Here is an 18,732-nt window from a genome sequence, read left to right as displayed (position 1 = left end):
ACGGTCCGTTTTCGTGCGGGTGCCTCACTCGGCGGATTCACCGAATCGCACGACGATTCCGGTGTGCGGGCGCTTGCCGAGGCGGACGATCATGGCCGGCACGTCGGTCAGCCAGTACTGCCAGGTGTACTTGCGCGAGAGCAGGCCCCGGATCCGGCGCAGCTCCTCGCCCTCGACCAGCCGGCCCTCGCCGGGGAAGCGCGTGGCGCCCTCGGCGACGTTGCCGCGCAGGTCGCAGACGGATACCTCGACCCGCGGGTCGTTCCGCAGCCGCTTGACCTTCCAGGAGTCGGCGCGGGTCCACGCGTACAGCTCGGCGCCCTCCACCGCGTACCAGACGGGCGTCGCGACGCCCGTGCCGTTCTTGCGGAAGGTGGTCAGGCTGACGTAGCGGCCGCGCCGCAGTTCCTCGGGAATCATGCCCGGAGCCTAGGCGAGGGCGGGCGTCAGGCGGGGGCCGGGTTGGCCGCGTGGGCGAGGATCCCCCGGCCGACGAAGAGGTCGTCGGTGCCGCTGGCCGCTGGCTCCGGGCGAGCTTCGCGGTCTGCGGGAGCTTCACGCCCATCCGGCCTTCGAGGTGGTTGAGGGCGACCTCCACGTCCGGGCCCATGGTCCGTTCGACCTTCCCGCCGCAGAGCCACTTCGGGGCGGCCTCGCCGAGCTGGTAGCGGGCGTGGAACTCCAGGGCGGCGCCCATCCGTTCGGCTTCCTCGCCGTAGAGGTCGAGGCCCTGGCGCCAGGCGGTCTCGGCGGTGTCTATGGTGCCGCCGGGCGCCGCCTTGGGCACGACGGACCGGGGCGGGTCGACGGTTCCGCCGGCCGTGTCGTCGGCCCCCGCAGGCCGTACCGAGGAGCAGCAGCGGGGCCAGGACGGCGGCGAGGAAGCGCTTCTGACGAAGGTGCACGCGTCCACGGTCGCCCCGGCCGCCGGAGCCCGCGTCCGGTACTACGCCACCGGGCCGGCCTGCTCGTACGAGGCGCGGGCCGCCGTGATGGCGGGAGCGTGGGCGCGGGCCCAGTCGCAGGCCGTGTCGAGCGGTCCGATGAGCGATCGCCCGAGGGGCGTGAGGGCGTACTCGACGCGGGGCGGGTTCTCGTCGTGGACGGTCCGGGTGACGAAGCCGTTGCGCTCCATGGAGCGGAGGGTCTCGGTGAGGACCTTGGGGGTGATCCAGTGCAGGGGCACGCGCAGTTCGGTGAAGCGGCGGGGCGTCCCGTCCTCCAGGCAGCGCAGCACCATGCCGGTCCATTTGTCGCCGACGCGGAAGGGCTGGGCGGGGCTGGTGGCGCAGTCGGGGTCGTCGAAGCGGGCGGCGTCCGACGGCGCGGCCGGGGAGGGCTGATCAGGCATGCGACCGACGCTAGCCCAGTACCGTTGAAGTAACCAGGGACCTCCGTTCTACCGTCCGGGCATGGACATCGAGAGCGGCAACCACAGTGACGGCAACAGCAACGACAACAGCACCGGGAACGGACTGCGCATCGCGGTCTTCGGCGCCGGCGGGCGCGTCGGCCGGGCGGCCGTGGCCGAGGCGGTGGCCCGGGGCCACCGGGTGACGGCAGTCGTCCGCGACCCGGCCGCGCATCGCGACCTGGAGGGCGCGGGAGTCACGCTCGTCCGGGGCGACGCGACGGACGCGAGCTCCGTGGCGGCGCTCGCGGCCGGCCACGACGCCGCGCTCCACGCGGCGGCCCGCCTGGACCTGCCGTCGGAGGAGTACTTCACGGCGGCGGCGAAGGCCCTCGTCACGGGCCTCGCGGAGGCGGGGGTGCGGCGACTCCTCACCCTCGGGATCGCGACGACGCTGGAGGCCGAGCCGGGGGTGCGACTCATGGACGCGCCGGAGTTCCCGGCGGCGTGGCGCGCCTTCGCGCAGGGCCACGTGGCCGAGTTCGAGCTGCTCACGGCCGAGGCGGGGCCGGAGCTCGACTGGCTGATGGTGGTGCCGCCGCTGGACCTGAACGCGGAGGCGGAGCGGACCGGCGACTACCGGACGGCCGTGGGCACGGTGGTCGAGGGGCCGGGCCGTATCGGGCACGCCGATCTGGCGCTCGCGCTCCTGGACGAGATCGAGCGCCCGCGCCACAGCCGGGTGCAGTTGGCCGTCTCCCTCTGAGGCCCGGAACCGGCCCCTGTCAGGCCGGGGCCGGGGCCGGGGCGCAGAGCACCACGAGTTCGTCCATGGACAGGTCGAGGACCCCGGCGAGGGCCGCGACGGTGAAGAAGGCGGGCGTCGGGGCCCGCCCGGTCTCGATCTTGCGGAGGGTCTCGGCGGACAGGCCGGCCGCGGCCGCGATCTCGACCATGGACCGCTCGCCGCGCGCCGAGCGCAGGAGGAGGCCCAGGCGCTCGCCGCGCTCGCGCTCTTCGGGGGTCAGGGGTGTGCGCACCATGCCGCCATTCTAATACCGGTATAGTAATTGGCATGGTGGAGATCAAGACGAACGAGTCCCTGGCGGCGATGCGCGAGGCCGGGCGGGTGGTGGCCCGGGCCCTCGCGGCCGTACGGGAGAAGGCGGCGCCCGGCGTCCCGCTGACCGAGCTCGACCGGGCCGCCCGCGCGGTCCTGGCGGAGGCGGACGCCGGTTCACCCTTCCTCGACTACCACCCGGACTGGGCGCCGGTGCCGTTCCCGGCGGTCGTGTGCCTCTCCGTGAACGACGCGATCGTGCACGGCATCCCCGACGACACGCGGCTGGCCGACGGCGACCTGGTGTCCGCGGACTGCGGCGCGCTGCTGGGCGGCTGGGCGGGCGACGCGGCCGTCAGCTTCACGGTCGGCCGGGCCCGGCCGGAGGACACGCGCCTGATCGCCGCGGCGGAGGACGCCCTGGCGGCGGGCATCGCGGCGGCCGTCGTCGGCAACCGCATCGGCGACATCGCGCACGCGATCGGCGGGGTCTGCCGCGGCGCGGGCTACGGCATCCCCGACGGCTTCGGCGGCCACGGCATCGGCCGCACCATGCACGAGGACCCGGGCGTCCCCAACGAGGGACGCCCTGGCCGGGGCATGAAGCTGCGGCACGGGATGGTGCTCGCGATCGAGCCGATGCTCATCGGCGGCGGCACGGACGACCACTACACGGCACGGGACGGCTGGACCATCCGTACGCTCGACGGCTCGCGCGCGTCCCACGCCGAGCACACGGTCGCGATCACGGACGACGGCCCGCGCGTGCTCACGGCCCTGTAGGGGGACCTGCCGATCAGGCCGCCGAGGCGCCCGCTACCGGCCCGCCGGCCGTACGACCATCGCCGAACCACCGCCCCTGCGGACCGTCTCCGCGGCGGCCACCCAGCGGCCGTCGGGCAGGCGCTGTACGCCCGTCGCCGCGCCGATCTCCGGGTTCTGCCGGAAGCCGTGCCCGATCCCCTCGAGCTCCGCCCTCAGCGGGCTGTTCCACAGGCCGGGTTCGAGTTCGGTGGTGGCCTGGTTGCGCTGGCTGGCGCGGGGCGCGGCGATCGCGTCGACGAGTGGCAGGCCCCGGTCGACGACCCCGGTGAGGGTCTGGAGGGCCGTCGTGATGATGGTCGCGCCGCCCGGCGAGCCGAGGGCGAGGACGGGCCGGTCGTGCCGGTCGAGGACGATCGTCGGGGAGATCGAGGAGCGGGGGCGCTTGCCGGGGCCGGGCAGGTTCGGGTCGTGCACGGCCGGGTTCGCGGGGGCGAAGGAGAAGTCGGTCAGCTCGTTGTTGAGCAGGAAGCCCCGGCCGGGCACGGTGATGCCGCTGCCGCCGGTGGACTCGATGGTCAGGGTGTAGGCGACGACGTTGCCCCACTTGTCGGCGGCCGTCAGATGAGTGGTGTTCTCGCCCTCGTACGTGGTCGGGGCGGCGATCCCGCCGCTCGCGCAGGCCGCCGGGTCGCGGGGGTCGCCCGGGGCGAGTGGGCTGGTCAGGACGGCGTCGTCGCGGATCAGGCAGGCGCGGGAGTCGGCGTACCGCTGGGAGAGCAGTTCGCGGGTCGGCACGGACTCGAACGCGGGGTCGCCGACCCAGCGGCCCCGGTCGGCGAAGGCGATCCGGCTGGCCTCGATGAACCGGTGCAGATAGCCGGCCGGGGTGGCGGCGGCGAGGTCGGTGCCCTCCAGGATGTTGAGCGCCTCGCCGACGCTCGTGCCGCCGGAGGAGGACGGGGCCATGCCGTAGACGTCGAGTCCGCGGTACGCGACCTTCGTCGGCCTGCGGGACTCGGTCCGGTACGCGGCGAGGTCACGCCCCGTCAGGTCGCCGGGGCGGACGGTCCGGGTGGCGCCCTCGCGGACGGGGGGCGTGCGGACGGTGTCGACGATGTCCCGGGCGAGCGGCCCCCGGTAGAGGGCGCCGACGCCCTCACGGCCGAGCGTCTCGTACGTACGGGCCAGGTCGGGGTTCTTGAAGACCGAGCCGACGACCGGCAGTTGACCTCCGGGCAGGAAGAGCGCGGAGGTGTCCGGGAAGTCGCGGAACCGGGCCTCGTTGGCGGCCGTCTGGGCCCGGAAGGTCGGGTCCACGGTGAAGCCCTCGCGGGCGAGCCGCTCGGCGGGTGCGAGGAGCGTGGCGAGGCGCTTGCTGCCCCAGGCGTCGAGGGCGGTCTTCCAGGTCGCCGGGGTGCCGGGGGTGCCGACGCCGAGGCCGCTGGTCATGCCCTCCTCGAAGGGGATCGGCTTGCCGTTCTCCACGAAGAGGTTCGCGTCGGCGGAGCGCGGTGCGGTCTCCCGGCCGTCGACGGTGTGGACCGTACGGCGCTTGGCGTCGTAGTACACGAAGTAGCCGCCGCCCCCGATCCCGGCGGAGTAGGGCTCGGTGACGCCGAGGGCCGCCGCGACGGCGACGGCCGCGTCCACGGCGTTGCCGCCCTTGCGGAGCACCTCGATGCCGGCGGCCGAGGCGTCGGCGTCGACGCTGGCGACCGCTCCGCCGTAGCCGACGGCGACGGGCTCCTTGACCGGTGCCGGCGGGGCTCCGGGAGGGGCCGCGGGCGGCGCGGCGGCGCCCATCGAGAGGACCGTCGCCGCTACAGCGAGAACGGAGACCTTCCGGGCGGCGGATCGACGCATGCGCAACCTCCACTCAACGACCGTCCGCGCAGCGTAACTTCCGCGCGCACCTCCCGTCAGGACCGCCTCGAACGAAGTCCGGATCGCCGCTACCATGCGCGCACATGGACGAAGACGTGCGCAACATCGTGCTCGGGGTCCTGGCCACCGGGGTCAGCGCCTCCTTCGGCTGGCTGGGCCGCACGTATCTGTGGCGGCGCAGGCTCCGCCGCAAGCAGGCGTTCTTCGGGCTGCCGGGGAACTCGGAGTGCCTGCTGGTGGTGAACAGGGAGTCCGGCGGGGAACGCTCGGTGCACCGGTTCGACGTGTTCGCGCTGCTCGAACTCTCCGCGCTCATCAAGGACTGCGGGGCGCAGGCCCGGATCCTCACCCATGACCAGGCCCACCAGGGGTTCGGGGACCGGACGGAGTTCTGCGTCGGCGGCCCCTACTCGAACCGGCGGATGGACGCCCATCTGGCCACGCTCCTGCCGGGCGTGGAGGTGAACGTCGAGGTGGAGCCGAGCCCCGTGCGCGGCATGTTCCGGATCGGCTCGGGGCGCTACCTCTCGGAGGTGGGCGTGTCCGAGTACGTGATCCTGGCCCGGCTCACGGCCGGCGAGGGCGGGCGGCCCGTCTTCCTCTTCTGTGGGCAGCGGGCCATCACCAACCAGGCGGCGACCCGCTATCTGGCACGCCACCACCGCTCGCTGGCGCGCCGCTACCGCTCGGGCTCCTTCGTGCTGCTCCTGAAGGTGATCAACTCGCAGGCCTACGGCCCCGATGTGGTGGAGCTGGTCGCCGATGTCACGCAACTGGCGCGGACGGCTCCCGCAGCCGAACCGGCAGCGACTTGACGCCGTTGATGAAGTTGGAGACGAGGCGGCGGGGCTGCCCCGCCAGGGTCAGCCCGTCGCAGGCCTCGCGCACCTCCTCGTACAGCACCCGGAGCTGAAGCCGGGCGAAGTGGGCGCCGAGGCAGACGTGCGGGCCGTCGCCGAAGGAGACGTGCGGGTTCGGGCGCCGGCCGAGGTCGAGGCGGTGGGGTGCGGCGAAGACGCGTACGTCGTGGTTGGCGGAGGCGTGGAAGACGACGACCTTGTCGCCGTCCCGGATCAGCTGACCGGCCAGCTCGGTGTCGTGTGTCGCCGTGCGCCGGAAGGAGAGCACGGGCGGGTGCACCCGCAGGAGTTCGTCGACGGCGGTCTCCATGGAGACCTTTCCGCTCCACAGCCCGGCTTGCTCTCCGGGGTGTTCGGCGAGGGCGAGGAGTCCGCCGGGGGCGGCGCTGCGTACGGTGTCGTTCCCGGCGACGGTCAGCAGGAAGAAGAACATCTCCAGTTCGGCGTCCGCGAGTTCGGAGGTGGCCAGCGAGGTCATCACGTCGTCGGCGGGGTGCGCGCGCTTGTACGCGGCGAGTTCCTGGGCGTATCCGAACATCTCGGCGAGCATCGCGGGCGAGCGGGGGTTGACCGGCCGCCCGTGGGCGTCGAGGACGGGTGGCTCGTCGGGGTCCTGGTAGGCGATGACCCGCTCGGTCCAGGCGTGCAGCAGTCCCCGGTCGCTCGCGGGCACGCCGAGCAGGTCGGTGAGGTTGAGCAGGGCGTAGTCGTCGGTGACGGTCCGGACGAGGTCGATCTCGCCGCCGTCCGCGGCCTCAACCGCGTCCGCGAGCAGGCCACGCGCCCGCTCCCGTGCGGTGGTGGCGAACCGCTCGATCCGCCCGGGGGTGAAGGCCCGGCTGACGAGCCGCCGCAACCTTCCGTGCTGGGGAGGGTCTTGATTGAGCATCATGCGCCGGATGAAGGGCAGATCGGCGGGGTCGGGGTCGCGGATCTGGGTGGCACCGAGACAGGACGAGTACGTGCCCGAGTCCTTCAGCACCCGGACGACATCGGCATGCCGGGTGACGGCCCAGAACCCGGAACCTGCGGGCCATCCCAGGATCTCGGGCTCCTCCTGCCAGGCGACGGGCGCGTGGTCGCGCAGGGCGCGGAAGCGGTCGTGCGGGATCCCGGCGGCGTAGATCCGCGGGTCGAACACATCGGGTAGGTCACCCGTGTCGCCCACCGTGCCTCCCGTCAGGGGTCAACCAGAGGTGAAGACGTTTCCATCATGACAGGTCAGAGGCGGTTGTCGTAGGACTGATCGCACAGTCGTGGAACCTTGCCCGCCCCGTTCCGCGACTCCCAGAATCACCGTCATGAATCACTCCGAGAACGTCGATCAGGATGCGGTGCTGCGGGCACGGACGATGCTGCTCGGATCGGGTCGACTGAGTCTGTCGCAGAAGGTCGAGGCGTACCGGGTGCTGGTGAAGGTGAGCCCGGCGGCCTATCTGCCGAAGCTGGTCAGCGCGCTCGTCTCGTACGGCTACGAGGTCGGGGATCGGGGCGGGCAGGAGCTTCGGCTCGCGCTGCACGCGGAGGCCGTGGACACCGGCCGACGCATCGACGCCCACGAACCGAAGCGGACCGAGGCGCTCTGCCGGGCCCTGAACGCGTACCAGCACACCCTGCTCACCGACGGCCGCCGGACCGAGGCGTTCGCGGTGTGCGAGGAGATGGCGGAGGTGGAAAGGCTGGGCTTCGAGCGTGGCCATACGGAGGGCCTCGCGAACACTCACGGGCGACTGGCGAAGGTACTCGCCGAGGAGGGGCGCCACGCGGAGGCGGCGTGGGCCTCCGCGACGGCAAAGTTCCGCCTTCAATCGTTACCCGCACGTAACTTACCGACCGGTTACCACGGGTACGGCCCGCCGGTTACCGTCGGGTCACTTTCACTGCCCCCCATTCACCGCCCCCCATCGGTGCCCCCAGTGAGGAGTGACCCGTGCGCACATCCCTGGCACTCGCCGTCTCGGCCGCTCTCGTGGCCGGGACGGCCCTCGGCCTGGCCCCCGCCGCCCAGGCCGTCGAGACCGGCCAGACCGGCATCCGCTTCGTCGACATCGCCGGGGAGGGCGGCACCGTCCTCAAGGCGAACGTCGTCACCCCCGCCGGCGCCGGCGCCTCGGCCCGACTCCCCCTGATCGTGCTGCCCACGAGCTGGGCCATGCCCCAGATCGAGTACCTCGCCCAGGCGCAGAAGCTCGCCGACTCCGGTTACATCGTGGTGAGTTACAACTCCCGCGGCTTCTGGCAGTCCGGCGGCGAGATCGAGACCGCGGGCCCGAAGGACATCGCCGACGCCTCGAAGGTCATCGACTGGGCACTCGCCAACACGCCGGCCGACGCCGACCACGTGGGCATGGCGGGCGTCTCGTACGGCGCGGGGATCAGCCTGCTCGCCGCCGCGCACGACCCCCGGATCAAGGCCGTCGCCGCGCTCAGCGGCTGGGCCGACCTCATCGAATCGATCTACAGCGGCCGCACCCAGCACCTCCAGGCCGCCGCCCTGCTCGGCGGCGCCGGCTATCTCACCGGGCGCCCCGGCCCCGAACTCCAGGGAATCCTGAGCGACTTCCTCTCGTCGAACCTCGACAAGGAGGACGAGATGATCGCCTGGGGCCGTTTGCGGTCCCCGGTCACCTACCTGGACCGGATCAACGCCAACGGCGCCGCGATCATGATGGGCAACGCCTGGGGCGACACCATCTTCCCGCCGAACCAGTACGCGAGCTTCTACGAGAAGCTCACCGGCCCGAAGCGGCTGGAGTTCCGCCCCGGCGACCACGCCACCGCAGAGGCGACCGGCATCCTCGGACTCCCCAACGACACCTGGACCAACGCCCACCGCTGGTTCGACCGCCACCTCAAGGGTGTCGACAACGGCATCGACCGCGAGCAGCCCGTCCAGCTCAAGTCCCGCTCCGCCGACGGCTACGAGGGCTATCCCGACTGGAAGTCCGCCCACGCGAACCAGCGGAAGTTCGCCCTCGCGGACTCGGAGCACCTCTGGGCGAACGTCGACTCCGGCGCCAACGGCGGCATCACCCTGCTCACCAACCTTCTGGACCAGTTCCTGCGCACCCCGCCCACCGTCTCCGTCCCGCTGCTCAACCGCGCCTTCTCCGGCGTCTGGCAGTCCGAGCGGTACGACACCCCGCAGCGGGTGCGCGGCACGGCCGAGGTGCACACCACGGTCACCTCCACGAAGGAGAGCGGCACCTTCGTCGCGTACCTCTACGACGTGGGCCCGCTCGGCGTGGGCAAGCTGATCAGCAACGCCCCGTACACCTTCCACGGCAAGACGCCGGGGAAGCCGTTCGCCGTCGATCTGGAGCTGTTCTCCACGGCGTACGACGTACCGGCCGGACACCGGCTCGCCCTGGTCGTCGACACCGTCGACCCGCTCTACATCGAGCACAACCCGACCGGCGCGCAGCTGACCTTCTCCTCCCCTTCGGCCGACCCGTCGTACGTGTCGGTACCGCTGCGGGAGAAGTGATCACCGGCTGCTGCCGGGCGGGCAGGGCTTCACAGCAGCTACTGCGCTCCCGGCAGCAGCGTCCCGGGGTCGGCCGGCGCGACGTCCACGGCCTTCGTCTTCGGGTTGCGGCGCTCTCGGCGGGCCACCCAGGTGGCGAACCAGGAGAGCAGCATGCACATCCCGATGTAGATCGGTGAGATGACCAGCACGACGGGGATGAACGGCAGGTCGTAGTCGAGGTTCGACGCGATCAGCTTGCCCGCGTGCAGGAACTCCTCGTAGGTGATGAGGAAGCCGAGCGAGGTGTCCTTGAGGGCCACGACGAGCTGGCTGATGATGGCCGGCAGCATCGCCCGGACGGCCTGCGGTACGAGGACGGAGGTCATGACCTGCGTCTTGCGCATGCCGAGCGCGTACGCGGCCTCGCCCTGGCCGCGCGCGACGGAGTGGACACCGGTGCGGAAGACCTCGGCGAGCACCGAGCCGTTGTAGAGGGTCAGTCCGGCGACGAGCGCGGGCAGCGGCTGCACCTTCAGGGCCACGAAGATGAAGAAGATCATCACGAGGACGGGCATCGCGCGGAAGAACTCGACGAACAGGGTCGACGTCCACCGGAACACGCGGTGCTGGGAGAGTCGCCCGGCGGCGAGGACGCCACCGAGCGCGAGCGAGAGCACCGAGGCGTACGCGAAGGCCTTGAGGGTGTTGCCGAGGCCTTCGAGCAGCAGCTCCTGGATGCCCTCGTAGAGGAAGGGCGACCACTTGGTGGAGGTGAACTGCTCGGTGTCGAAGAGGAGATAGAGGAACCAGCCGGCCAGGGCGAGGATCAGGACGGTGGACGCGAGGCCGTAGAGGAGGTGACGCCGCCGGGCGTGCGGCCCGGGGATGTCGTAGAGGGCGGTGGACTCGGTCATCGGGCGACTCCCCAGCGCTTCTCCAGGACGTGGAAGAGGGCGCTGATGGTGAGGGTGATGATCAGGTATCCGACGGCGATCCAGACGAAGGTCCAGACGATGTTGTAGCCGAGTTCGCTCAACGTCTTGTAGGTGCCGAGGAGTTCGGTGACGCTGAAGGCACCGGCGATCGCCGAGTTCTTGGCGAGGGCGATCAGGGTGGAGCCGATGGGCGGGATGACCGTCCGGAAGGCCTGCGGCAGGACCACCGCCCCGAGCGTCTGCGTGAAGGTCATGCCCAGGCTGCGGGCCGCCTCACCCTGGCCGCGCGGCACGGTGTTGATGCCTGAGCGCAGGACCTCGCAGATGAAGGCGGAGGTGTAGCAGCCGAGCGCGAGGACCGCGAACACCTCGAAGGGCAGGACCAGTCCGAAGCGCGGCAGGCCCAGCATGACCGCGAAGAAGAGCAGGGTCAGCGGGGTGTTGCGCAGGACCGCGACCCAGACCGTGCCGAAGACCCGGAAGGAGCCCACGGGCGCGACCCGGAAGGAGGCCATGACGAAGCCCAGGACGAGGGCCAACGCCGAGGCGTAGACGGTCAGTTCGACGGTTCCGAGGAAACCCTCGCCGTAGAGCGCGAAGTTGTCGGTCAGGACGTCCATGTCGGGGGGCTCCTCCGGTCAGCTCGCCGGGTACCGGTCGATGGCGGGCGGCGTCGGGGCGGGGACCCCGGAGAGGCCGAGGGTGGCGTCGTAGGCCTTCTTCCAGTCGCCGTTCTTCTCGTGGGCGGCGATGGCGTCGTCGAGGGCGAAGCGCAGTGCGTTGTCGCCGCGCGGGACGCCGATGCCGTACGGCTCCTTGGAGAACGGCTTGCCGACGACCTTGAGTTCGTCGGGGACCTTGGCGGCGTACCCCATGAGGATGGTGTCGTCGGTGGTGACCGCGTCGACCTGGTAGGTCAGCAGGTTGTCCACGCAGACGGAGTACGTGTCGTAGGCGACGAGTTCGGCCTCCGGGTAGTCCTTCTCGATCCGCTGGTACGGGGTGGATCCGGCGGCCGAGCAGACCCGCTTGCCGGCCAGGTCCCGCGGTCCGGCGATGTCGTCCTCGTCGGTGCGGACGAGGAGGGACTGGCCCGCCTGGTAGTAGGGGCCGGCGAAGCCGACGAGCTTCTTGCGGTTGTCGTTGATGGTGTAGGTGCCGACGTAGTAGTCGATCTGGCCGTTCTGCAGGGCGGTCTCGCGGTTGGCCGAGGCGATCGTGCGGAACTCGATGCCGGCGGGTTCGAAGCCGAGGGAGGCCGCCATCATCTTGGCGATCTCGATGTCGAAGCCGGAGTAGCGGCCGGTGGCGGGGTCCTTCTCGCCCATGTAGGGCTGGTCCTCCTTGGCGCCGACGACGAGCCGGCCGCGCTTCTTCGCCCGGTTCCAGGTGCCCGAATCGGGCAGGGTGAAATCCGACTGGACTTGGTAGACGGGGAGTTGGTCGGGCTGCGGGCCCTTGACGGGTGGGCTGCCCGACCGGCCGCAGCCGCCGAGCGCCGCCGTGGCGGCGAGCAGCAGGGCGAGCGCGGCCAGGGTCCGGTGCGTACGCTGCATCGTTGCCGCCCCGCTCAGTGCTTGAGGATCTTGGAGAGGAAGTCCTTGGCGCGCTCGCTGCGCGGACTCGTGAAGAACTCCTCCGGCGTGCGGTCCTCGACGATGCGTCCGTCGGCCATGAAGACGACGCGGTTGGCGGCGGAGCGGGCGAAGCCCATCTCGTGGGTGACGACGACCATCGTCATGCCGTCCCGGGCGAGTTGCTGCATGACCTCCAGGACCTCGTTGATCATCTCGGGGTCGAGCGCGGAGGTCGGCTCGTCGAAGAGGAGGGCCTTGGGGTCCATGGCGAGGGCGCGGGCGATCGCCACGCGCTGCTGCTGACCGCCGGAGAGCTGCGCCGGGTACTTCTCGGCGTGCGCCGCGAGGCCGACCCGTTCGAGGAGTTCGCGTGAACGCCGGTCGGCCTCCTCCTTCTTGCGCTTGCGGACCTTGATCTGCGCGAGGGAGACGTTGGCGAGGACGGTCTTGTGCGCGAAGAGGTTGAAGGACTGGAAGACCATGCCGACCTCGGCCCGCAGCCGGGCGAGCGCCTTGCCCTCGTCGGGGAGGGGCTGCCCGTCGATGACGATCTCGCCCGACTCGACGCGCTCCAGCCGGTTCATCGCCCGGCAGAGGGTGGACTTGCCGGAGCCGGAGGGACCGATGACGACGACCACCTCGCCGCGGCCGACCGTCAGGTCCACGTCCTGGAGGACGTGCAGCGCGCCGTAGTGCTTGTTGACGCCACGCAGTTCGATCAGCGGATCGACAACGGCCATACGCTGCCCTGCCCCATTTCTCAGCGGTGTCGAGGTCAGCGCAAACTATCCACCAAAAAAGGGACTTCACGGCCGACACGCATGAAAACGGAATAAGCCGTATTTACTGCAAAAGGGTGGTGCGGGCTGGGGTGGGAAGCGGGTCCGCTCAGTATTCGGCGGCCTCGGCGTACACCTGGTACAGCTCCGGCGCGCCGCGCATCGCCCAGTCGAGACCGGCCTCGACGACCTGGATCTCCCGGCCGGTGACGAGCCGCACCACGGGCCCGCCACCGGGCCACACCTGCCACCGGGCCCCGGGTACGTTGCGGACGATCACCGTGCCGAGGTAGAGGCCGGCGTCGTTGCCGAACCAGGGAAGCTCCTCGGGGTCGTCCCGCCAGCCGGGCGGCAACTGGTCCAGCTCCTGGAGAGAACGCGGGCTGCCGTCGAGCACCACCCCGGATTCCTCGACGCGGGCGCGGAGGAGCTCGCACTCGGAGAGCAGCTCGCCCACCCCTTCGGGGTCGCGGTCGAAGTCGACGGCCGACGGCTCGTCGGCCTCCTCGCTTCCGTGCCGCTTGCGCCAGTTGTCCAGAAACGGAATGTTCATCCGAACAGCGTCGCACCGCCACCTGCCGGTCGACCACCCGGCGCGCGGAGATCGTCAGCTCGCCGGGCCCCCGCTCACACGTCGAGGTCGACCACGACGGGTGCGTGGTCGGAGGCGCCCTTGCCCTTGCGCTCCTCGCGGTCCACGTAGCTGTCCGAGACCGCCTCGGCGAAGGGCTTGTTGCCGTAGACCAGGTCGATGCGCATGCCCTTGTTCTTCGGGAAGCGGAGCTGGCGGTAGTCCCAGTAGGTGTACGGGTGGTCGTACTTGAGGGGGCGCGGGACCACGTCGGTCAGACCTGCCTCGCGCAGGCCGGCGAGGGCGGCCCGCTCCGGCTCCGTGACGTGCGTGGCGCCCTCGAACGCGGCGATGTCCCAGACGTCCTCGTCGGCCGGGGCGATGTTGTAGTCGCCGAGGACGGCGAAGGGGCGCTCTCCGGCCGCGTCGTCCGCGACGGCCGCCTTGAGCGCGTCCAGCCAGCGCAGCTTGTACGCGTAGTGGTCGTGGATCACCTCGCGGCCGTTCGGCACGTAGACCGACCAGACCCGGACGGGGCCGCAGGTCGCGGAGATGGCCCGCGGCTCCTCCACGCCCTCGTACTCGGGGCCGCCGGGCAGACCCGTGACCACGTCCGCGAGGCCGACGCGGGAGACCAGGGCCACGCCGTTCCACCGTCCGGTGGCGTTGACCACCGACTCGTAGCCCAGCGCGCGCAGCTCCTCGGTGGGGAACTGCTCGGCGGTGCACTTGGTCTCCTGGATGCACAGCACGTCGGTGCCGGTGCTCTCCAGCCAGGCCAGGAGGCGGGGCAGCCGGGCGGTGATCGAGTTGACGTTCCAGGTGGCGATGCGCATGGACGCAAGCCTACTGGCGGGGTGTGACAGTCGGCGGATTCAGAGCTCGGTCGAGGCGCCGGGGGCGAGGCGGGAGTGGTCGGTGCCGCCGAGGGCGCCGATCTGCCGGTCGTAGATCGGCCGGGCGAGGTCGGTGAGGAGCGCGTCGTGGATGTCGTACGCCCGGCGGGGCTTCACCTCGCGGACGTAGTCGATGACCTCGGAGATCTTGTTCCAGGGGGCCATGACCGGCAGCAGCAGCGTGTCGACGGGGTGGTCCGGGACGGTGAGCGCGTCGCCGGGGTGGAAGACGGCGCCGTCGACGAGGAAGCCCACGTTGGTGATGCGCGGGATGTCGGGGTGGATCACCGCGTGCAGCTCGCCGTGGACCTGGACGTCGAACCCGGCGGCCGTGAAGGTGTCGCCGTGGCCGACGGTGTTCACCCGGCCGGGGAAGGCCGCCGAGAGCCGGTCGGCGACGCTCCGCAGCGTCCAGATCTCGGCGGCCGGATTGGCCTCCAGGGCGGCGCGCAGCCGGCTCTCGTCGAAGTGGTCCGGGTGCTCGTGGGTGACGAGCAGAGCGTCCGCCCCGAGGGCCGCGTCCTCCTCGGTGAAATTGCCCGGGTCGAGGACGAGCGTCCGCCCTTCCTTCTCCAGCCGGACGCAGGCGTGGGACTTCTTCGTCAGCTTCACGCGGTCAGGTTACGCGGGAGGCGTCGTCTCCTCCCGGATGACGCGGGTGACCACGCGCAGGGCGGACTCGGCGGCCGGCAGGCCGCAGTACACGCCGGTGTGGAGCACGATCTCGCGGAGCTCGTCGGGCGACAGGCCGTTGCGGAGGGCGGCCCGGGTGTGGTCGGCGAGCGCCTCGTGGTGGCCTCCGGCGATGAGGGCCGTGACGGTGACGACGCTGCGGGTGCGCCGGTCGAGGCCCTCACGGCTCCAGACCTCGCCCCAGGCGTACCGGGTGACGAGTTCCTGGAGGCCGCTGTCGGGATCGTCGGCGAGGGCCTGGTCCACATGGGCGTCGCCGAGGACCTCGCGGCGCAGTCCGAGGCCCGTCTCGTACGGGTCGGGCCGGCCGGGATCGGCGGGTTCGGCGTCCGGGGCCACGGGGGCGGGCTCGGCGGCGGGGACCGGGGCCGCGGGGAGCGGCGGCACGACCAGGATGCCGCCGGTCTCCTGGGCGGTGTCCGCGAAGTGCTCGGTGAGCAGGTCGGTGACGGCGGCGGGCTGCTCGACGGGCGCGAGGTGCGAGGCGCCGGGGACGACGGCGAGCCGGGCGTCGGCGATGCCGGCGACCAGGGTGCGGGCCTCGGCGGGGCCGGTCACCTGGTCCTCGGAGCCGACGAGGACGAGGACGGGGATGCCGATGCGGTCGAGTGCCTCGCGGACGTCGAAGACGGCGAGGGCCTCGCAGGCGGCGACGTAGCAGGCGGGGTCGGTCGTCCGGACCATCTGGACGGCCCAGTCGACGATGGCCGGCTGCGCGCCCGCGAAGAGCGGGGTGAACCACTGCTCGGGCGCGGTGCGGGCCATCGGTTCCAGACCGTTGGTCCGGACGATGACGCCGCGCTGCCGGAACTCGTCGGCGCTGCCGAACCGCGGCGAGGTGGCGACCAGCGCGAGCGAGGCGACCCGCTGCGGTGCGCGCAGCGCGAGGTCGAGGCCCACGGCGCCGCCGAGGGAGCAGCCCGCGTAGCCGAAGCGCTGGACGCCGATCGCGTCGAGCGTGGCGAGGAGCCGGTCGCCGAGCTCGGCGACGGAGGTGAAGGGCTCGGCCGGGGCGCCGCCGTGACCGGGAAGGTCGAAACGGACGACCCGCCACTCGCGCGTGAGCTCGGGTATCTGCCGGTCCCACATGTGCCAGGTGGTACCGAGGGACGGCCCCATGACCAGGACGGGAGCCTGTTCTGGCCCGTCAACGCGGTACTGCAGCGTATCGATCTTGGTCTCGCTCACCGGTTCACACCTTCATCTGTCACGACAGCCCCTATAGCGTCGGGTACGAGTGGGTGGTCCTGACCAGGTGGAACACCTCACGGGCAGCGTAACGTTTGAGGCATCGGACGATTTCACCTCGGGTCTTGCCCTGTTGGGTGCGGCGTTCGTAGTACTCCTGGGTGCGCGGTTCGAAGCGCAGGCGGGTCTGCACGATCCGGTGGAGGGCGGCGTTGGCCTGCCGGTCGCCGCCGCGGTTGAGGCGACGGCACTGCCTCGCGCCCGAGGATCGCTCGACGGGGCTGACCCCGCGGGCGAAGTATCCGGTGCCGGCCGGCCTCGAATACTCGACTCGCCCTGCGGCCGCTCCGCCATCATCCTCGTGCTCGTCGGACAGGTGGACGTCGTCACGGCGATGTTCATCTGGACGACTTCCAGACCGGCGCAGCAGGCGCGGGTCCAAGGCCACGTCAGCGCGAAGCCCCACCGGCCGGGAGCCGATTCAGGACGCGAATCGGCTGACGTCCGTGATCCGGCATGTGATCTCGGCCGTGATCTGGTCCAGGCCCTGGGCCGTCAACCTCGACTGCCGGCCAGGCGCGAGGCCGTTCGTCGTCGCATACGCCTCGCCCAGCCGCCTGTGAGACGCGTCGACGAACTCGACCTGCACGATGTAATTGCTGGCCCTACTCGACCTATTGGTGACCAGCAACTCCGCACTGGGCCACTTCGTGGCCGAATCCACCTCGCACGCCGTGATCTTCACATCTCCCCTCGGACCGCTCTCCTCCTGCGGCCGCTCCGAGGCCGACGTCTCTCGGTGCGGTCTTGCGCCGGGTGCGCTCCAGCAGGGAACGTCAGCTCCTCACATCAGTGGCCATGGCTCAGCCATGCCTGCCCGCTGCGGCGGTGTCGACAGCGCCGCACTACGCCAACCGCCACCGCGACCCACCCGGACGGCCACACACTCCAACGCACCCGCGTCCGCCATGACAGTCCGAGTGCTGCGGTGACACAGAACTCCTCGCCACCTGGCCGCCTCGGCCCGCGCTGCGTGGTGCGCTGCCGCCCGACCCACTGACCTGTCCGCAGTGTCCGCGGCCGCTCCCCCGACCCGACCGTTGTCCGTCACAGCGGCCAGGCGGGCCGGCCACCATTTACCCGATAGCACATTTTGGGCGATATGTGAAATTCTGGAATGGCGCACCAAGGGACAGCACCCGCGGCGGTGACCCTCGTACGCCCAGGTTCTGGCTGCCCGTGTGAGCTGTCAAAGAGTGGAGGATGCGATGTGGACCATCGTCATCATCGTGGCCGCCGTGGTCATCGTGGTCGCCATCGCGCTGACCATGCGGACCATGGCCCGGCGCCGGCACCTGCGGGATCAGTTCGGGCCCGAATACGAGCGCGCGGTCGAGGCGGGGCAGAGCCGTGGAGCAGCCGAGCGCGACCTCAAGGAGAGGGAGGAGCGGCATGAGGAGCTGGAGATCAGGCCGCTGCCCTCGACGGTCCGGGACCGGTATGCCCGGGACTGGGCCAGCGTTCAGGAGCATTTCGTCGACAGTCCCGACCAGGCTGTGGGTGAGGCGGACCGGCTCGTGACCACGCTCATGAGCGAGCGTGGCTACCCGACGGAGAACTACGAGCAACAGAAGCGGGACCTGTCGGTCGAGCACTCCCGAACCCTGGACCACTACCGCATCGCCCACGAGATCAACGGGCGTGCCGGCGGCAGGGACACCACGACAGAAGAACTGCGGGGTGCGATGGTCCACTACCGGGCGCTGTTCGACGAACTGCTGCAGGACGACACCGCTTCGCCGGATGAGGAACGCCGCTGAATGCCCAGCGGCCGGGATCTGATGTTCACCACCGCCATGAAGGTGAAGAGACATGCAGAGAGAATCACGACACGGGCGCGACGAGTACGCCGAGCCCGCCGAAGAGACACTGTCCACCGAGGACATCGCCAGGCCCCAGACGGAAACATCGCAACAGCCCCCGGACGATGACCCGTCAGCGGCCCCCGATGACGAGGGGGCAGCACTCAGGACCAGAGTCACGGGCGAGGCGGGAGACGAGCGGGACGCTGCGCCCGGTGAACGGGACGAGTCCGCGCGGCGGCCCGATGCTGCCCCGCTTCTCGGGGCACAGGAGGCAGAAGGGCTCCGTACCAGGTGGCAGGAGATCCAGCAGGGATTCGTCGATGACCCGAAGCGGTCTGTGCTTGCGGCAGACGGGCTCGTCGCCGAGGTGATGCAGCTGCTCGCCACCACATTCGCCGACCACAAGCTGGGACTCGAAAGCCAATGGCACCGCGGCGAGGAGGTCGCCACCGAGGACCTGCGCCTGGCCCTGCGCCAATACCGATCCTTCTTCGACCGCCTGCTCAGCACCTGACCTACGGGCCCGGATCCGCGACGAGTACCGTCCGACTGGGGGGCGCTTGTACGCAGAACACCGGCCGGTGGCTCCCTCGCGCGTAGAGCGGGCAGCCACCGGCCGGTATACGTACAGGGGCCGTCACATGGGGTCGACGTTCCCGCTGCCCCTGTCGTTCTCCCTCTTGCTCTGCTCCTCGAACCGGCGGGCCTTGTCCTTCAGTCGCTGACGCTCGGCCGGGTCAGTGGCACGCTCCGCGGCCTGCTCCATCTCCTGCGCCTTCTGACGCATCTGCTGGGCACGACTGCCGGACTCGCCTGCAACGCTCATGATCACTCCTGGG

Annotated in this window: 22 protein-coding genes; 6 read left to right on the top strand and 16 right to left on the bottom strand. The window is 71.1% G+C overall.

Annotated features, from left to right (window positions below; translation table 11 throughout):
• Positions 1-24: 24 nt before the first annotated feature.
• Positions 25-420, bottom strand: a complete 396-nt coding sequence (locus ACFWWU_RS21285) for a PPOX class F420-dependent oxidoreductase (RefSeq protein ID WP_384147380.1) — start codon at positions 418-420, stop codon at positions 25-27.
• 526 nt (positions 421-946) lie between these two features.
• A complete protein-coding gene (locus tag ACFWWU_RS21280; protein ID WP_384147379.1) occupies positions 947-1,351 on the bottom strand; it encodes a winged helix-turn-helix transcriptional regulator in 405 nt (134 codons plus the stop codon).
• Positions 1,352-1,412: 61 nt separating this feature from the next.
• On the opposite strand from ACFWWU_RS21280, the gene ACFWWU_RS21275 reads away from it, so the two are divergent.
• Entirely contained in the window at positions 1,413-2,117 is a 705-nt protein-coding gene (locus ACFWWU_RS21275) for an NAD(P)-dependent oxidoreductase (protein WP_384147378.1), read from the top strand.
• A 19-nt stretch (positions 2,118-2,136) separates the two neighbouring features.
• Here ACFWWU_RS21275 and ACFWWU_RS21270 read toward each other — a convergent pair whose 3' ends face one another.
• On the bottom strand, positions 2,137-2,394 hold the full coding sequence (locus ACFWWU_RS21270) for a helix-turn-helix domain-containing protein (protein WP_384147377.1): 258 nt from the start codon (positions 2,392-2,394) through the stop codon (positions 2,137-2,139).
• 32 nt (positions 2,395-2,426) lie between these two features.
• Here ACFWWU_RS21270 and map point away from each other — a divergent pair, with 32 nt between their 5' ends.
• Positions 2,427-3,194 (top strand): type I methionyl aminopeptidase, encoded by a 768-nt coding sequence (gene map, locus ACFWWU_RS21265; RefSeq protein ID WP_384147376.1) that lies wholly within the window; start codon positions 2,427-2,429, stop codon positions 3,192-3,194.
• 33 nt (positions 3,195-3,227) lie between these two features.
• On the opposite strand, the gene ggt is transcribed toward map, so the two are convergent.
• The gene (gene ggt / locus ACFWWU_RS21260) at positions 3,228-5,039 is read right to left on the bottom strand and encodes a gamma-glutamyltransferase (RefSeq protein WP_384147375.1); all 1,812 of its coding nucleotides are present in this window, start codon (positions 5,037-5,039) and stop codon (positions 3,228-3,230) included.
• Positions 5,040-5,143: 104 nt separating this feature from the next.
• Between ggt and ACFWWU_RS21255 the strand changes: the two genes are divergently transcribed.
• Positions 5,144-5,875 carry a hypothetical protein gene (locus ACFWWU_RS21255; protein ID WP_384147374.1) on the top strand — a complete coding sequence of 244 codons (732 nt, stop codon included), beginning with the start codon at positions 5,144-5,146 and terminating at the stop codon, positions 5,873-5,875.
• Here ACFWWU_RS21255 and ACFWWU_RS21250 read toward each other — a convergent pair.
• Positions 5,826-7,088 carry a cytochrome P450 gene (locus ACFWWU_RS21250; RefSeq protein WP_384147373.1) on the bottom strand — a complete coding sequence of 421 codons (1,263 nt, stop codon included), beginning with the start codon at positions 7,086-7,088 and terminating at the stop codon, positions 5,826-5,828. The genes ACFWWU_RS21255 and ACFWWU_RS21250 overlap by 50 nt on opposite strands.
• A 762-nt stretch (positions 7,089-7,850) precedes the next feature.
• Here ACFWWU_RS21250 and ACFWWU_RS21245 point away from each other — a divergent pair.
• Positions 7,851-9,407, top strand: coding sequence for a CocE/NonD family hydrolase (locus ACFWWU_RS21245; protein WP_384147372.1), 1,557 nt, complete (start codon positions 7,851-7,853; stop codon positions 9,405-9,407).
• 38 nt (positions 9,408-9,445) lie between these two features.
• Here the strand turns inward: ACFWWU_RS21245 and ACFWWU_RS21240 are convergent, their stop codons facing one another.
• The 10 genes from ACFWWU_RS21240 to ACFWWU_RS21195 all read right to left on the bottom strand — a co-directional run bounded on the left by ACFWWU_RS21240 (position 9,446) and on the right by ACFWWU_RS21195 (position 16,752).
• The gene (locus ACFWWU_RS21240; protein ID WP_384147371.1) at positions 9,446-10,303 is read right to left on the bottom strand and encodes an amino acid ABC transporter permease; all 858 of its coding nucleotides are present in this window, start codon (positions 10,301-10,303) and stop codon (positions 9,446-9,448) included.
• Entirely contained in the window at positions 10,300-10,944 is a 645-nt protein-coding gene (locus tag ACFWWU_RS21235) for an amino acid ABC transporter permease (protein ID WP_384147370.1), read from the bottom strand. Before ACFWWU_RS21235 ends, ACFWWU_RS21240 begins: the two co-directional genes overlap by 4 nt.
• 18 nt (positions 10,945-10,962) lie before the next feature.
• Positions 10,963-11,880: a glutamate ABC transporter substrate-binding protein gene (locus tag ACFWWU_RS21230; protein WP_384147369.1), complete on the bottom strand. Its 918-nt coding sequence runs from the start codon at positions 11,878-11,880 to the stop codon at positions 10,963-10,965.
• 14 nt (positions 11,881-11,894) lie between these two features.
• On the bottom strand, positions 11,895-12,641 hold the full coding sequence (locus tag ACFWWU_RS21225; RefSeq protein WP_384147368.1) for an amino acid ABC transporter ATP-binding protein: 747 nt from the start codon (positions 12,639-12,641) through the stop codon (positions 11,895-11,897).
• A 148-nt stretch (positions 12,642-12,789) separates the two neighbouring features.
• The gene (locus tag ACFWWU_RS21220) at positions 12,790-13,233 is read right to left on the bottom strand and encodes a DUF6278 family protein (RefSeq protein ID WP_384147367.1); all 444 of its coding nucleotides are present in this window, start codon (positions 13,231-13,233) and stop codon (positions 12,790-12,792) included.
• Between the two features lie 74 nt (positions 13,234-13,307).
• On the bottom strand, positions 13,308-14,087 hold the full coding sequence (locus tag ACFWWU_RS21215) for an exodeoxyribonuclease III (protein ID WP_384147366.1): 780 nt from the start codon (positions 14,085-14,087) through the stop codon (positions 13,308-13,310).
• 39 nt (positions 14,088-14,126) lie between these two features.
• Positions 14,127-14,759 carry an MBL fold metallo-hydrolase gene (locus ACFWWU_RS21210; protein ID WP_384147365.1) on the bottom strand — a complete coding sequence of 211 codons (633 nt, stop codon included), beginning with the start codon at positions 14,757-14,759 and terminating at the stop codon, positions 14,127-14,129.
• A gap of 9 nt (positions 14,760-14,768) precedes the next feature.
• Positions 14,769-16,028, bottom strand: coding sequence for an alpha/beta fold hydrolase (locus ACFWWU_RS21205; protein WP_384147364.1), 1,260 nt, complete (start codon positions 16,026-16,028; stop codon positions 14,769-14,771).
• Positions 16,029-16,059: 31 nt separating this feature from the next.
• Positions 16,060-16,476, bottom strand: coding sequence for a transposase (locus ACFWWU_RS21200; protein WP_384147363.1), 417 nt, complete (start codon positions 16,474-16,476; stop codon positions 16,060-16,062).
• Positions 16,477-16,509: 33 nt separating this feature from the next.
• On the bottom strand, positions 16,510-16,752 hold the full coding sequence (locus tag ACFWWU_RS21195) for an FxLYD domain-containing protein (protein WP_384147475.1): 243 nt from the start codon (positions 16,750-16,752) through the stop codon (positions 16,510-16,512).
• Positions 16,753-17,296: 544 nt separating this feature from the next.
• Here ACFWWU_RS21195 and ACFWWU_RS21190 point away from each other — a divergent pair.
• Together ACFWWU_RS21190 and ACFWWU_RS21185 are read left to right on the top strand one after the other, a co-directional pair.
• Positions 17,297-17,848 carry a hypothetical protein gene (locus tag ACFWWU_RS21190; RefSeq protein ID WP_384147362.1) on the top strand — a complete coding sequence of 184 codons (552 nt, stop codon included), beginning with the start codon at positions 17,297-17,299 and terminating at the stop codon, positions 17,846-17,848.
• Between the two features lie 52 nt (positions 17,849-17,900).
• The gene (locus ACFWWU_RS21185) at positions 17,901-18,407 is read left to right on the top strand and encodes a hypothetical protein (RefSeq protein ID WP_384147361.1); all 507 of its coding nucleotides are present in this window, start codon (positions 17,901-17,903) and stop codon (positions 18,405-18,407) included.
• 123 nt (positions 18,408-18,530) lie between these two features.
• Here ACFWWU_RS21185 and ACFWWU_RS21180 read toward each other — a convergent pair whose 3' ends face one another.
• Positions 18,531-18,719, bottom strand: coding sequence for a DUF6381 family protein (locus ACFWWU_RS21180; RefSeq protein WP_384147360.1), 189 nt, complete (start codon positions 18,717-18,719; stop codon positions 18,531-18,533).
• Positions 18,720-18,732: the final 13 nt, after the last annotated feature.

Source organism: Streptomyces sp. NPDC058650 (assembly GCF_042717315.1).
GTDB lineage: Bacteria > Actinomycetota > Actinomycetes > Streptomycetales > Streptomycetaceae > Streptomyces.
This window is presented reverse-complemented; position numbering and strand designations above follow the sequence as displayed.